This window comes from Streptomyces sp. NPDC001135 (assembly GCF_053598395.1).
The window spans coordinates 132,796-145,571 of record NZ_JBSFKD010000015.1 but is presented as its reverse complement, the minus strand read 5'-3'; the positions used below and the strand labels follow the sequence as shown (position 1 = coordinate 145,571).

Genomic DNA, 12,776 nt, shown 5'->3' with positions numbered 1-12,776 from the left:
TCTCCGCGGCGGAAGGCGCGGCGGTCCATCGAAAGGCCCTCGGGCGAGCAGCATCGGCAGATCCATACATCGGGGGATCCATGAGTACTCTTTGGCGGCGCAAGAAGCGGCCGTTCCCCTTGTTTCCCGCACAGCAGCCCGCGCCGCCCGTGCCGGCGCAGGCCGACCGCTCACGGTCCATCACCGTGATCCCCAAGCCCCCGCACGGCCAGGACACACCGCCCGCGCCCCCCGGTGAACCCCCGGCCGCCGAGCCGGGGGAGCGGGGCGAGCCGGCCGGCTGGTCGGCCGTGGTCCGCTTCCCGTCCCCCCGCGCCGCCCTCGGCCATGTCGCGGCGACGGCCGAACTGGGCCCGCCCGGCCTGCGCAGATCCCCCTACGACCCGTCCGTGTGGGCGCTGCTCACCCCCGGACACCAGCCGGGACTGCCCTTGGCGGCCGGGTACGGCGGCGTGGTCTGCGAGGCCGACGCCGACGGCCTGCTGTGGCCCGACCGCCCGGCCGCACGTGTCCCGCGGGCCATCGGCGAGTTGTCCACCGTCGCCGGGTGGGAGCCGGTGTCCCTCGCCGAACTCGCCGCGCACAGCCCGGTGGCCGGCCCGCCGCCCGGCCTGAAGGAGGCCGCCGTCCTCGCACCGGGCGCGCTGGGCCGCTGGCTGCTGCGCCGCTGCCTGGCCGCGGGCGTGGCGACCACCTTCACACCCGTCGAGCGGCTCGGACCGGACGGCCGGGACGCGGGCTGGCTGCTGCTGCGGCTGAGCGCCGCGGACGGCGCCGTACCCGCTGGACTGGTCGAGGCCTGCGGCAGGCTGCCGGGGACCGTGGCCTGCCGGGCCGCCGACCCCGACTGCCGGCTGCTGGTCGACGTGCGGCTGCGGCTTCCGCTGGACGACGCCGCACTGCTGGAGGAGGTCCCGCCCGCGGGGCACCTCGTCGTGGAGCGCGCCGTGGCCGGACCACCCTGGCAGTGGCGGCCGCTGGGCGAGGCCGCCGCGGGTGAACTCCTCGACGCGCACCCGGTGCCGGCCGCCACCGCACCCGTGCGCACCCCGGTGCCCGTGCCCGCCCTCGGGCCGCCGCTGCCGGTCCGCCTGGTGGCCAGCGCACGGGCCCCGCACCGGGTCGATGCCGTGCTGGTCGCGGACGGCGAACTCGACGCGCTGCGCCGCTTCCTGCGCACCCGGCCGCTGCACGAGACCGCCGTGGTCGCCTTCGGCCCCGGCCGCCACCTGGTGACCGAGCCACCCGGACTGTGCCAGGCCCTGCCCTTCGGCGTACCCGTCCACCAGGCCGGTCCCGGCGCCCTGTACCTGGAAAGCGGCTGCGTCCTCAACCCGCCGCTGCCGGACACCGCACGCGACGAGGTCCTCGGCCTCGGCCCGGACGTCATCACGGTGCTGTGCCGCGACGGCGCGTGGCGGCTGCGGCTGGCCGACTTACGGCCCGCCTGGCAGCTGTGGATGCCCGCGCCGCCCGCCTTCGCCACCGGACTGTCCGAGCCCGCGCGGGAGCTGCTGGACCGGCTGGCCGCGGTGATGCCCGAACCGGAGCCCGCCGGGCCGGCCGCGGCGCACACCCCGGAGGCCGAACGGCGGCGGCTGAACCAGGTCGCCATGGAGCACTCCCTGCGCGGCGAGTACCGCAAGGCCGCCGAACTGCTCGAGCGGGCGGGCCACTTCCAGCGCGCCGCCCAGATGTACGAGCGGGCCGCGGCCGAGCTGGGCGAGGGCCTGTGAGCACACCGCCGGCCGGTGCCTTCAGCGCCCAGCACATCCTCACCGTGCCGGCGGCCGACGCCCGCGGCCTGTGCCTGTCGCCGGACGGCACCGGACTGGTCGTGGTGCACGGCGGCGCGGTGGTGCGCCACGACGACGAGGGCCGCGTCGTGTGGCGGCTGCCCTGGCCCGGTCCACCGCTCGGCACGGACCCGCACCCCGGCACCGACGCCGCGGTGTGGACGCCCGACGGCGACCGGCTGTTCCTGCTCCGCGCGGGCCGGCTGGTCCTCCTCGACGCGGACACCGGGGAGCCCGTGGAACTGCCCGCGCAGCTCCACACCGAGGGTGAGATCACCGCCCTGGCCCTGTCGCCCGACGCCCGGCTCCTCGCGGCGGGCCTGCGCACCGGCGACGTCCTGCTGCTGTACCGGGCCGAAGGCACCGTGACCCGGCTGCGCGGGGTCGACCCGGTGGTGGAGGTGTGCTGGATCCCGGGCCGGCAGGACACCTTGTGCGTGGCCACGGCGACGTCCGCGCAACTGTGGGAACCGCACGGCGGCACCATGACGGGCACGCTCGGCGGGCTCTTCGAGGGCCTGCGCCGCGTGGCCTGCTCCCCGGAGGGGCGGCCGATCGCCGTCGAGGACTACGCGGGGCTACGGCTCCTGGACCCGGGCTCCGGCCGGGAACTGCGCCGCGAGTTCGTGCCGTACCGCATGAACGCGCTGACGTTCAGCCACGACGGCTCCCTGCTGATCGCCGGTTCCGAACTGGACGGGCTGCGCGTCCTCGGTCCGCGCCTCGACGTCCTCGGGCAGCTGCCCGGCCACATCACCGGCCCCGGCGACCTGAGCCTGTCGGCGAGCGGGCTGTTCGCCGCCCGGCTCGACACGGACACCATCGCGGTGTGGGAGCCGTCCGGCGCGGTGCCGCGCCCGCACCGGCGCCGCGACCCGGCCGCGCTGCGCCGCTGGGCCAACGCGATGGGTGTCACCGTCGGCAAGGTCCACACCCGCACCGGGGAACGGCCCCCGGGCGTGCTGCGCGCACTGCGCCTGCCGGAGGCCGGGCTGGGCTGTGTCGCCCCCGCCCTCGTGTGGTCGCCCGACGGCGCCCGGCACTGGTGCGAGTCCGGGCCGGGACGCATCCTCGAGTACGCCGCCGACGCGACCCGCCCGCGCGGCGAGGCGCCGGTGCGGAGCTTCCCGCACGGCTGGTACGACGCCGCCTGCCTGGCCGGCGACCGCCCGGTCCTGGTCCTGGCGTCCCATTACGAGCAGGGCGTCAACCGGCTGGTGGACCCGGGCGACGGCGGGGTGCTCGCCGAACGCGCGGCGGGGCAGGCGGTCACCGCCGATCCGCTGCGCCCGCTGCGCTGGGCGGCACCCGAACCCGGCGCCGCTCCCCGGCAGTTGCTGGTGCACGACCTGGCCCAGGACGGTAGCGGGCCGCAGCGGCTGCCCGTGGAGGACGGGGTGCGCCGGCCCGCCTGGTCCCCGGACGGCCGGCTCCTCGCGGCCGGTACCCGCGGCCGGGTGATCGTGTGGAGCACGGCTCCCACCGGCCGGTGCCGCCGCGTGCGGGTGCTCGACTGGCCCGACCCGCAGGCCATGGTGTGCCAGGTGGCCTGGTCCCCGGACGGCAGCCGGCTGGCCGCCACCCCGGGCAGCGCCGGCGGCCCGGTCGTCACCTGGGACACCGGCACCTGGCAGCGGCGGCAGACGTTCGGCGAGGCCGGCGGCCGGGACTGGGCGCCGGTGCTGTCCTGGTGCGCCGACTCCCGGCTGCTGGCGTTCGCGTCCGCCGACCAGGACTCCGTGACCGAGGTCTGGGACGCGCAGGAGGCGCGCCGGATCCGGGTGCTCGTGCCACCGGACGGGGTCGGCGGCCACCTGTGGACGCTGCGCTGGTCACCGGTCGGCGACCAGCTCGCGGCCACCTACAACTCCGGTGCCGCCGTCCTGTGGGAGCTGTTCACCGGCGGTTCGCGCACCGCCCCCACCCCGGTCCCGCCCAACGGCCAGGAGGAACTGGTACGGGTCGCCGTGCTCGCGGCCGTCCACGGGTTCGGGGTGCCGCTGGACCTGCTGGCGGACGTGCTGGCGCTGCTGCACGGCACCACCCCGCCCCGGCTGCGCACCCTGGCCGACCACCGCGGCCTGCACGCGCTGCGCGAACTGGGCTGGCCGCCGCCCGCGCTCGCAGGACTGGCGCTGCTGCTGGTCGCGGACCTGCCCGCCGACCCGGCGTACCTGGCCCCGCCCGAGGTCACCCCGGCCGACCTCGCCCAGGCCCTGGGCCGGGCACTGACCGGCTCCTCCATCCCCGCCCGCAGATCCGCCCCCACCCTCACCGAACTGACCGCGGCGCTGGGCACCGTGGACGACCGGCTGGTCGCGCTGCTGCGCATCCTCGGCCCCGAGGCGGTGGCCGCCGACCCCACCCTGCCGGCCCGGATGCGCCGGCTCCCGCTCTCCCTCACCCCGCCCGGCCCCGCGCAGCGCGCCCTGCTGGGTCTGAGGCTGCTGGACGGCGACACCGGCCTCGCCATGGGCGGCGGGGGCGGTACCGGCCGCTCCGGGCTGGCCCGGCACGGCCCCGCCAACCGGCTGCTGCCCACCCAACTCGCCCTGCCCACGGAGCTGCTCAGGGCCCGGCACGCCCGCGACGAGCTGCTGTACCGCACGAGCAGCGGCCGGCTGCCGCGCGATCCGCACGGCCTGGTCCTGGTGCTGGACGACACGCCCGCCACCCATGGCAAGGTCGGTTCCGTGCTGCGGCTCGCGGCCCATCTGATGGCCGCCACCGTGCTCAGACTGGGGCGGCCCTGCGCCCTGGTGCCGCTCGGCGAGCCGTGGCGGTCGCGGATCCTGCAGGGCCCGGAGGACCTGGTCCAGGTGTGGGCCGCCGGCCCGCTGACGCCGGGTGACGCGCCCACGGCGTTCCGGGAGGCCGAGGTGGTGGCCGCCCGGCTCACCGCCGACATGTCCGGGCCGCCCCGGATGGTGCTGTTGTCGCACCCCTACCTGCGGCCCGCACCGCGACCGGGACTGCGCGAACTGCGTGTGCACTACCCGCACATACCCTGGCGCGAGCCCGGTCGGCACCGCCAGGTCCTGTCACCGGAGCCGTCCCCGGAGGAGCTGCGGGCGGCACTGACGGCGCTGCTGTCGGACGACTGAGGACGCTGTTCCGCACGGGTGAGGGGCCGGCGTGCCGCGCGGTCAGCCGCAGAGCATCTGCTCGATCGCGTCCGGTCCCAGGGTCTGGAGCAGCTGCTCCAGCACCTCGGGCCGGAAGGCGTCGCCGAGCACCTGGACGCCCCCGCCGTCGACGCGGATGCTGATCCGCACCAGGCGCCCTTCGGGATGCTGCTCGTACTCCTCGGGCTGGATCAGGTCGGGGATGTGCTCGACCATCCGGTACTCGGCCATGGCGTCACCATCGTCCTTCCACTTCGGCGCCGCACCGCGGGCACCGGCCGTCTTCGAGAACGTTCCCGCCCAGGGCCCAGATGTCCCGTGCCACCACGGCCGTACGGCACCGCGGGCACCGGGTGGCCCGCCCGTCGGCGCCCAGGGCCCGTTCGACGTACACATGCCGCAGCCCCTCCTCGTGCCCGATCCGCACCCCTGCCTCGAGGTCGGCCACCGGCGTGGGCGCGTGGCCGGTGCGGCGGTGGGCGGGGGTGGCCCGGACGAGATGCCAGGGGATCGCGGGGTCCAGCGCGGCCAGCGCCCGGGCGATCGGCCGCAGGGTGCCGGGGCCGGCGGTGAGGCCGGGGATCAGCGGGGTCGACACCTCCACCCAGACACCGTGTTCCCGCAGGCCGGTGAGCGCGTCGAGCACGGGACCGGGCCGGGCGCCGGTCAGTTCGCGGTGGTCGCGTTCGTCGAGTGTCTTCACGTCGACGTTGACGGCGGCGACATGGCGTGCCGCGAGCTCGACGGCCTCGGCGGTGAGGAAGCCGTTGCTCTTCCAGACCACGTCCACACCGAGCGGGCGGCCCGACTCGGCGAGCGCGGCGGTCAGTTCGATGGCCAGCGAGGGTTCGGTGTAGGAGATCGCGACGCAGCCCGCGCGCCGTGCCGCCTCGCCGGTCACCTCGGCCGGGTCCACCGGCTCGGCGTCCCAGCGGACGGAGTCCACCCGGCCGTACTGGGACATGCGGTGGTTGATGCAGTAGTCGCACGCGAAGGTGCAGCCGGGCGCGGCCAGGGTCAGACAGGGTGTGCCCGGCCGGTAGTGGTACAGCGGTTTGCGCTCGACGGTGTCCCAGTGCCGTACCGACGACGCGAAGGTCGCGGTCTCCAGCCCGTCCCCGGACCGGCGGCGCACCCCGCACAGACCCGTCTCGCCGTCCTTCAGCGAACAGCGGAAGGGGCACAGCACGCACTGCACCCGCCCGTGCCGCGGCCGGTGGAGGACCGCCGGCGTCCACTGCATGCCCATGTACCGTCCCCCGCCCGGTCGGTGCGCCTTTGCCAGGGTAGCCCCAGCCGGGTCAACTCGCCTGCCGGTCAAGCGACTTCGATCAGGATTCAACAGGGGTGGAGCCGGCTGCGGCAGGGGCTCACCGGCGATCCACCCGGCCCGAATGCGCCGTCGTGGCGTCCAGCGCGTTCAGGACGGCACGTCCCGCCTCGGTGCGTGCGCGGCTGCGGCCGGTCACCGACGGGTCCGCGCCAGGCACCGCCCTCGTCCCGGCGGACCGCAGGCGCAGCACCTCGGCCACGGCCCGCTCGCCGACGCCCTGCCGGTCGTAGGCGGCCGGATCCCGCTGGAAGGCGAGGGCGGCCGCCGCCAGCACCCCGGACGCCGAGGAGCACCGGGACGGGCCGCCCGCCAGCAGCCGCCGCGCCCCCTCGCCTGTGTCCGCGCGGCCGGACGGACGCCCGGCCGCGAGGAGGCCGGTGAGCGACAGCCCGTCCAGCCCGGACCAGCCGCCCCGCACCAGCGCCCCCGCCACGACATGGGCCTCGTAGCCGTAGCCGTAGCCGTCGCCGTCGCCGGTGTCGTCCGGCGCGCCCGGGTGTCCGGCCAGCCGGGCGGCGGCACCGGCCAGCCGCAGCCGGGCCCCGGGCGGCGGATGCGCGCCGTCGAAGTCCCGCTCGTCCACGTCGTCCCCGGCGTCGAGCAGTTCGGCGAGTACGGCGCCGTAGGCGGGCCCGCACAGCACGGCGGCGCACACGTCGGCGAACGCCTCGCCCGACCACCGCTCCCAGGGGACGGCACGCCCCGGGGGCAGACCGGCCGTCGTGACCCGCCGGCGGATCTCGTCGCCGAGGCCGCGGTCGTCGTCGATGTGGTGTGCGGCCTCGTGCGCCACCGTGAGCAGGGCGGGCAGATGGGAGCCGAAGGACCAGGGCACGTCGATGACCGGGAACGGCAGCCGCGCGGCGGCCTCACGGCCCTCGCGGGTGTGGATGCCACCACGGGGCAGCAGGTCGTGGTAGGCGCTGCCCCGTCGGTGGGCGCGCGGCGCGGCCGCCCGGCTGAACGCGACCAGCGGGGGTTCCTTGGCGCGGGCGCCGGTGAGCCCGAGGACCGGGCCGTAGCACTCCCACGCCACCTCGTCCGCGACGTCCAGGACGCGGCGGTAGTCACGGACGCGCCGCAGCAGGAGCCGGGTGCGGTAGTAGTCCCACACATGGTGCAGGTCCAGGACCCGGCCGGGCACTTCGTCGCCGCGCCCGTCCGCGAGCCGCGCCCGTACGTCGGCCACGCCCACGCCGAGCAGCGCGAGCACCGCCTCCAGCTGGCTGTGGTGCTTCTCCAGCGGGCCGCCGGCGCGGCTCGCGCCCTGCCACTGGCGCAGTTCCTCCTCCAGCCCGGCGACGGCGTGCAGCCGTGCCGCGGCGCGCCGGACGGCGAGCGGGGCGGGGCCGGTCAGGGCGCGTCCTGGGCCGGCTCGGTCCCGGTCCCGGCTCTTCCGGCCGGCTGGGCCGGGGCCTCGAGCACGGCCGCCGGGTCGTCGCAGGCCTGCTCCAGCAGCAGGGGCGGTACCGGCTCGGCGTCGAGGCCGCGTCCCGGCTGCACGGGCCCGTACTCCTCACGGACCCCGCCGAGCCAGGTGGCGCGCAGCCGTACGACCCGGAAGAGGGGTGTGAGGGCCTCACCGATCCACTGGAAGCCCAGGTGCCTGCTGCCGGCGAGCCGCGCCGAGCCCGCCAGGTCGAGCAGTTGCAGCGGCCCGGTGCCGACGGACGCGGCCAGGCTCAGTTCGGCCGAGGCGCCCGCCTCGGCGGCCACCAGCACGGCGGCGGCGTCGGCCCGGACCACCTCGGTCACGGCGAGCAGCCCGGCCTCCCACCGGCCCTCCCAGTAGCGGCGGACGAGCGTGCCGGCCAGGGCGCGGGTGTCGGTCAGGCCGCTCCCGGTCAGGCCCTGGTACGCCACCAGCGCGGCCCGCTGCCGGGCGAACCGCAGCAGGACCCCGGCGTCCGCGTCGGCGAGGGCCGTGAAGAGGGGGTCCGTGGCGCCGGAGGCCTTGAAGCGGACGTCGATCCCGCCGCCGGCGTCGTACAGGAAGGCGCCGCGGGCCTCGGGCGGCGTCTCCTCGAAGCCGATCCGGTGGTCGGCCAGTGTCCCGGCCGCGCGGACGGATCCCCGTGCGTCGTGCAGGACGTCCCCCACGGCGACCTTCTGCAGCAGCGGCCAGGCCAGCCACCAGTCCCCCCACGCCTCACGCATGGCGTCCCGGTACACGGCGAACGCATGGACCACGGCGTTCAGCTCCTCCCCTGTCCCGCCCGAGCACCTGCGCGCAGGCTAGCAGCGCCCCCTCCGGACACGCCCGAACTTCCGTGTCTGTACGGGCCTTGCCCGTGACTTCTCCATCCGTGGACGGAGGACGGTGGAGACCGGTGGAGCCCGGTGCGGGGTCTCTCCATCGACCCGTGGGTGGTGGTGATCGGCTGGGTACGCGGAGCAGTCTTGAGGCATGGGTTCTCTTCACTCGGCACTCGTCCTGACCATCGACGTCTGCGTCCTGATCTTCGTCGCGGCCTGGGTCGTGGGCGCTGTCCTCTTCGGCGTGAAGAGCCGGTCCGGACTGCGCGGCTGGGTGCGCGGACTGCGCCGCACACTGCCGCGCCGGCTGCTGCCGGCCGCGGGCGTCTCCGTCTTCTTCATCCTGATCGGGCACTCCGAGGGCTTCTGGCGCCGGCTGCAGTACTGGCGGCCCGAGCCGGCGCTCCTGGGCGCACTGCTCGCCGTCGCCTCGACCGCCCTGCTGCTGTGGGCCCGCTGGGCGCTGGGCACGATGTGGGCCAGTGTGCCGACGGTCCGGGAGCACCACGAGCTCCGGACGGACGGGCCCTACCGGCTGGTCCGCCACCCCATCTACACCGGGCTGCTCGGCCTGGTCACCGGTTCCATGCTGGCCTGCGGCTTCGGCGTCTGGGTGGCGTTCCTGGCGGTCGCCGTCCCCTGGCTGCTGCGCCGGGTCCGGATCGAGGACGGCCTGATGGCCCGGCAGTTCGGCGCCGCCCACGACGCCTACCGCGCCGAAGTCCCGGCCCTGATCCCCCACATACGCCCCATGGCCCACCGGGCCGGCCGGCGCCCCGCGGGCAGCGTGCGGCGGTAGCCCGGTCGTCCGCTCCCACCGCGCCGCGGAGGGCGCGGGCGGTGACGGCTCACGCGGCGCTCCGAGAGGTGATGGCATGATGACCGGCGACATAGGGCGACGGCGGTCCGAGGAAGCCGGTGTGAATCCGGCGCGGTCCCGCCACTGTGACCGGTGAGCGAGTTCCGGCAGGCCTCCGTCCCTCCCGGGGCGGGCAGGCCGGGCGGGCGACGACCCGGGAGCCAGAGACTCACGCGGTCGCCTCCTCGACGTACACCGGGGCGGAGCTCCCCGGGAGGGGAGTGACATGGGCGTGCCCGAGAGGCCGGCGGAAGAGGTGTCCGGCGGGCCTGTGACGGGGAGCGCCGCGGCGCCGTGCCGGGTCGTCGTGTGCCGGGACTGCTGCTGTGGCACTCCCAAGGTGACCGGGGTCGATCACATGGCGCAGACCGCACGGCTGAGGGCACGGGTGCCGGTGCGGATCTCCGACTGCCTCGATGTGTGCGACCAGGCCAACGTCATCGTCGTACAGCCGTCCACGGCTGGCCGGGCCGCCGGTGCGCGGCCGGTCTGGCTCGGACTCGTCAACGATCCGGAGGCGACCGAGGACATCGTGACCTGGGTGCGGGCGGGCGGCCCGGGCGTCGCTCCCCAGCCGGACATCCTCGGCCTGTACACCTTCACACCGCCACGACGCCGTGCGGATCCCCGTTGACCCGTGGGTCCGGTGCGGCACCGAGCCCGGCGCAGGACGCCACCGGCCGACGCGCCCCGTGTGCAACTCGCGCCCGGAATCGACGGGTTGGGTCCCGGCCGCGGTGCCGTCCCACCGGCCTCGTACCGTCACGCCTGGTGAGGGGGGAAGGTCACGGCGGCCGGAGGCGGTCTTGGCCGTGCGCGCGACACGCGGTACGGTCTGTCCGATATCGACGACGGCGAGACGGAAGCCGGTGTGAATCCGGCACGGTCGCGCCACTGTATGCGAGTCGCCCCCGCGGCGTCCCGTGAGTCAGACCCGTGGCCGTCGTCCTGTGCACCACCGAGATGGGACGCGAACTCCCAGAGGAGGTTCTGCCATGGCGCAGACCGTCGCCCAGCCGACAGCCACCACCCCCGTCGTTCCCGCCAAGCTGCCGCTGAAGGCGATTGCTCCCTGGGCGGTCTTCTTCGGCATCCTGATGCTGGTCCTGCTCTACTTCGTCGGCGCCGAGCAGGGCGCCACCTCCGTGCTCAACGGCACGGACGTCCACGAGTGGGTGCACGACGCCCGTCACCTGCTCGGTTTCCCCTGCCACTGAGGCGAGGGGACACCGCACGCCCATGAATTCCGCAACCGTACGGAACCTCCTCGTACGGGGCATGCTCGCCGGCCTCGCGGCCGGCGTGCTCGCCCTCGTCGTGGCGTACGTCCTCGGTGAGCCGAGCGTCGACAAGGCGATCAGTTTCGAGGAGGCCCACTCCCACGAGCACGAGATGGAAGTCGTCTCCCGCTCCCTGCAGTCCACCGCCGGCCTCGCCACCGGCGTCCTCGTCTACGGCGTCGCCTTCGGCGGCATCGCCGCGCTCGCCTTCTGCTTCGCCCTGGGCCGCGTGGGCCGCTTCAGCCCGCGTGCCACGGCACTGCTGCTGTCGGGCTGCGCCCTGCTCGCCGTGTACGTCGTGCCGTTCCTGAAGTACCCGGCCAATCCGCCGTCGGTCGGCAACGCCGACACCATCGGCAAGCGGACCACCCTGTACTTCCTGATGATGCTGCTCAGCGTCCTGCTGGCGATCGCCGCCACCCTCCTGGGCAAGCGCCTGGTCCCCCGTCTGGGTACCTGGTGGGCGACGGTCGTCGCGGTGGCCGCGTTCGCCGTCGTGATCGCTCTGGCCTACCAGTTCCTGCCCGTCGTCAACGAGGTGCCCAAGGGCTTCCCGGCCACCCTGCTGTGGCGGTTCCGGCTCTCGGCACTGGCGATCCAGACCGCTCTGTGGGCCGGATTCGGCCTCCTCTTCGGCGAGTTGGCCGAGCGCCTGCTGAACCCGAAGCCGGCGACGGCCGGGAGGGGACGAGCGGTTCCGGCCGCGCACTGACCCCTTCCGGACAACAGAGGGCCCTTCGGAACCATCCGGGGGCCCTTCGGCGTTCTCCGGACACCGACGCGCACGGGATCATCGGCAGGGCACGGGAATCCGGCGGACCGGGCGCGTCACCCGGGCGAGGAGCGGAGGAACCGAGTGGCCAGAACCCCACAGCCCCGCCGCATCACCCTCGGTGGCCGCGACGCGGTCGCCCTCACCCCGCGGGAGTACGAGCAACTGGTCGCCAGCCGACGGCAGATCGGCGGCCAGAGCGCCCGCGTGCGGGTGCTCGCCCAGCAGGCCAAGCGCACCGAACAGCTCCTGCACGACCTGGAAACCCTGATAGCGGCCTCCGGGGACGGCTGCCAGGGACGGTCCCACCCGGCGCCGACGCCGTGCCCCGGCCGCCAAGCCACGGAGCCGAGCGCCGACGGCGCCTGCCTGCGCTGCGCGATAGCGGCGCTGCTGCGCCGTCACCGGGACTCGGCAGCCTGAACCGCCGGTCGCCGGCGCCTGGGCCCTCTCGTTTGGATCATCCCGGCGTCGCAGGGGCTGGCACGCACATCTGGCGCGTTGTCGTCACTCGCCGACGCTCCGCGTCGACTCCCTCCTCCGCCTCGCAGCCGCACGCACGAGACCGTGCTCCGGTCGGCTGGAAGGCACCCCACCTCACAGCCGGCCTGATCCAAACGGCAGGTCCTGGTCGGCGTCCGGCGCGGCAAGCGGACGCCCCAGCCGCAGATTCCAGCGCCCGGCCCGGCCACTGAGTTCGGTCACGGTCAGCGGCGGTACATCGAGGCGCCAGAACACCGTGGCGGGCATCCCCAGCGCGTCGGTGACGGCCGCCCGTACCACCTCCGGCTCGACGACGGCGACCGTACGGCCCTCCGCGGCCCGCGCGTCGGCCAGCCACCGCGCCACCCTTGCGCACAGGTCCCGCACGGACTCACCCCCATGCGGTGCGCAGCCCGGGTCGGTGAGCCAGCGGCCCACCGCCTCCGGCTCGGCCGCCCCCACCTCCTGAAGGGTGCGGCCCCGCCAGCGGCCCACGTCGAGCCCCGCCAGCTCGGGCACCGGCGCGCCGTCGAGGCCCAGCGCCGTGGCCGTCTCCCGGCAGCGCGTGCTGGGGGAGACGGCCACACGCCCCGCGCCGGGCAGCGACCCGGCCGCCGCCCGGGCCCGCGCCGCGCCACCGTCGTCGAGCGAGCTGCCGTCGTCGAACCGTGCCTGCCGCAACGACACGCTCGTGGCGGGGGAGACGAGTAGAACTCGGCTGGTCACGCGGATGCTCCTGCTGCCGTCATGGGGCGCGGGACTCGACCGGTACGGCCCACGCGGCCGCGAACATAGCATCCGCCGCATGCCTTCCGTGCTCCCCGGCCGGTCACTTCCGGCCCGGCCCGGTGCGCCGGTCGACGAGCGTGTCA

At 75.6% G+C, this 12,776-nt stretch carries 12 protein-coding genes and 2 riboswitches; of the genes, 7 read left to right on the top strand and 5 right to left on the bottom strand.

The annotated features are described in order from the left end of the window. The first annotated feature begins 80 nt into the window (after positions 1-80). Positions 81-1,736, top strand: a complete 1,656-nt coding sequence (locus ACWC94_RS20085) for a hypothetical protein (RefSeq protein WP_450798104.1) — start codon at positions 81-83, stop codon at positions 1,734-1,736. Beyond that, positions 1,733-4,900, top strand: coding sequence for a hypothetical protein (locus ACWC94_RS20080; protein WP_450798103.1), 3,168 nt, complete (start codon positions 1,733-1,735; stop codon positions 4,898-4,900). The genes ACWC94_RS20085 and ACWC94_RS20080 overlap by 4 nt, the downstream gene beginning before the upstream one ends. 42 nt (positions 4,901-4,942) lie before the next feature. Here the strand turns inward: ACWC94_RS20080 and ACWC94_RS20075 are convergent, their stop codons facing one another. From ACWC94_RS20075 to ACWC94_RS20060, 4 genes are all read right to left on the bottom strand, one after another. After that, positions 4,943-5,152, bottom strand: coding sequence for a radical SAM-modified peptide, FtsH ternary system-associated (locus ACWC94_RS20075; protein ID WP_351240601.1), 210 nt, complete (start codon positions 5,150-5,152; stop codon positions 4,943-4,945). A gap of 4 nt (positions 5,153-5,156) precedes the next feature. Continuing rightward, positions 5,157-6,164, bottom strand: a complete 1,008-nt coding sequence (locus tag ACWC94_RS20070) for a radical SAM protein (protein ID WP_450798102.1) — start codon at positions 6,162-6,164, stop codon at positions 5,157-5,159. Between the two features lie 127 nt (positions 6,165-6,291). Then, positions 6,292-7,467 (bottom strand): hypothetical protein, encoded by a 1,176-nt coding sequence (locus tag ACWC94_RS20065; protein WP_450798101.1) that lies wholly within the window; start codon positions 7,465-7,467, stop codon positions 6,292-6,294. Between the two features lie 140 nt (positions 7,468-7,607). Then, positions 7,608-8,444 (bottom strand): hypothetical protein, encoded by an 837-nt coding sequence (locus tag ACWC94_RS20060; protein ID WP_450798099.1) that lies wholly within the window; start codon positions 8,442-8,444, stop codon positions 7,608-7,610. A 217-nt stretch (positions 8,445-8,661) separates the two neighbouring features. On the opposite strand from ACWC94_RS20060, the gene ACWC94_RS20055 reads away from it, so the two are divergent. The 5 genes from ACWC94_RS20055 (at position 8,662) to ACWC94_RS20035 (ending at position 11,844) form a co-directional block, all read left to right on the top strand. Next, positions 8,662-9,309 carry a methyltransferase family protein gene (locus ACWC94_RS20055; RefSeq protein ID WP_450798098.1) on the top strand — a complete coding sequence of 216 codons (648 nt, stop codon included), beginning with the start codon at positions 8,662-8,664 and terminating at the stop codon, positions 9,307-9,309. 110 nt (positions 9,310-9,419) lie between these two features. Beyond that, positions 9,420-9,539, top strand: a riboswitch (cobalamin riboswitch). Between the two features lie 56 nt (positions 9,540-9,595). Next, complete coding sequence (locus ACWC94_RS20050) at positions 9,596-10,003, top strand: hypothetical protein (protein ID WP_450798097.1); 408 nt, start codon at positions 9,596-9,598, stop codon at positions 10,001-10,003. 183 nt (positions 10,004-10,186) lie between these two features. Further along, a riboswitch (cobalamin riboswitch) is annotated at positions 10,187-10,328 on the top strand. A 36-nt stretch (positions 10,329-10,364) separates the two neighbouring features. Next, positions 10,365-10,586, top strand: coding sequence for a CbtB domain-containing protein (locus ACWC94_RS20045; RefSeq protein WP_365725295.1), 222 nt, complete (start codon positions 10,365-10,367; stop codon positions 10,584-10,586). Positions 10,587-10,608: 22 nt separating this feature from the next. After that, the gene (locus ACWC94_RS20040; protein ID WP_450798096.1) at positions 10,609-11,361 is read left to right on the top strand and encodes a CbtA family protein; all 753 of its coding nucleotides are present in this window, start codon (positions 10,609-10,611) and stop codon (positions 11,359-11,361) included. 144 nt (positions 11,362-11,505) lie between these two features. Then, complete coding sequence (locus ACWC94_RS20035; protein WP_450798095.1) at positions 11,506-11,844, top strand: hypothetical protein; 339 nt, start codon at positions 11,506-11,508, stop codon at positions 11,842-11,844. Positions 11,845-12,018: 174 nt separating this feature from the next. Here the strand turns inward: ACWC94_RS20035 and ACWC94_RS20030 are convergent, their stop codons facing one another. Then, a complete protein-coding gene (locus ACWC94_RS20030; protein WP_450798094.1) occupies positions 12,019-12,630 on the bottom strand; it encodes a histidine phosphatase family protein in 612 nt (203 codons plus the stop codon). Positions 12,631-12,776: the final 146 nt, after the last annotated feature.

Coding starts and splice junctions, on each gene's coding strand:
- ACWC94_RS20085 (WP_450798104.1), top strand. CDS start 81: ATGAGTACTCTTTGGCGGCGCAAGAAGCGGCCGTTCCCCTTGTTTCCC.
- ACWC94_RS20075 (WP_351240601.1), bottom strand. CDS start 5,152: ATGGCCGAGTACCGGATGGTCGAGCACATCCCCGACCTGATCCAGCCC.
- ACWC94_RS20070 (WP_450798102.1), bottom strand. CDS start 6,164: ATGCAGTGGACGCCGGCGGTCCTCCACCGGCCGCGGCACGGGCGGGTG.
- ACWC94_RS20055 (WP_450798098.1), top strand. CDS start 8,662: ATGGGTTCTCTTCACTCGGCACTCGTCCTGACCATCGACGTCTGCGTC.
- ACWC94_RS20050 (WP_450798097.1), top strand. CDS start 9,596: ATGGGCGTGCCCGAGAGGCCGGCGGAAGAGGTGTCCGGCGGGCCTGTG.
- ACWC94_RS20045 (WP_365725295.1), top strand. CDS start 10,365: ATGGCGCAGACCGTCGCCCAGCCGACAGCCACCACCCCCGTCGTTCCC.
- ACWC94_RS20040 (WP_450798096.1), top strand. CDS start 10,609: ATGAATTCCGCAACCGTACGGAACCTCCTCGTACGGGGCATGCTCGCC.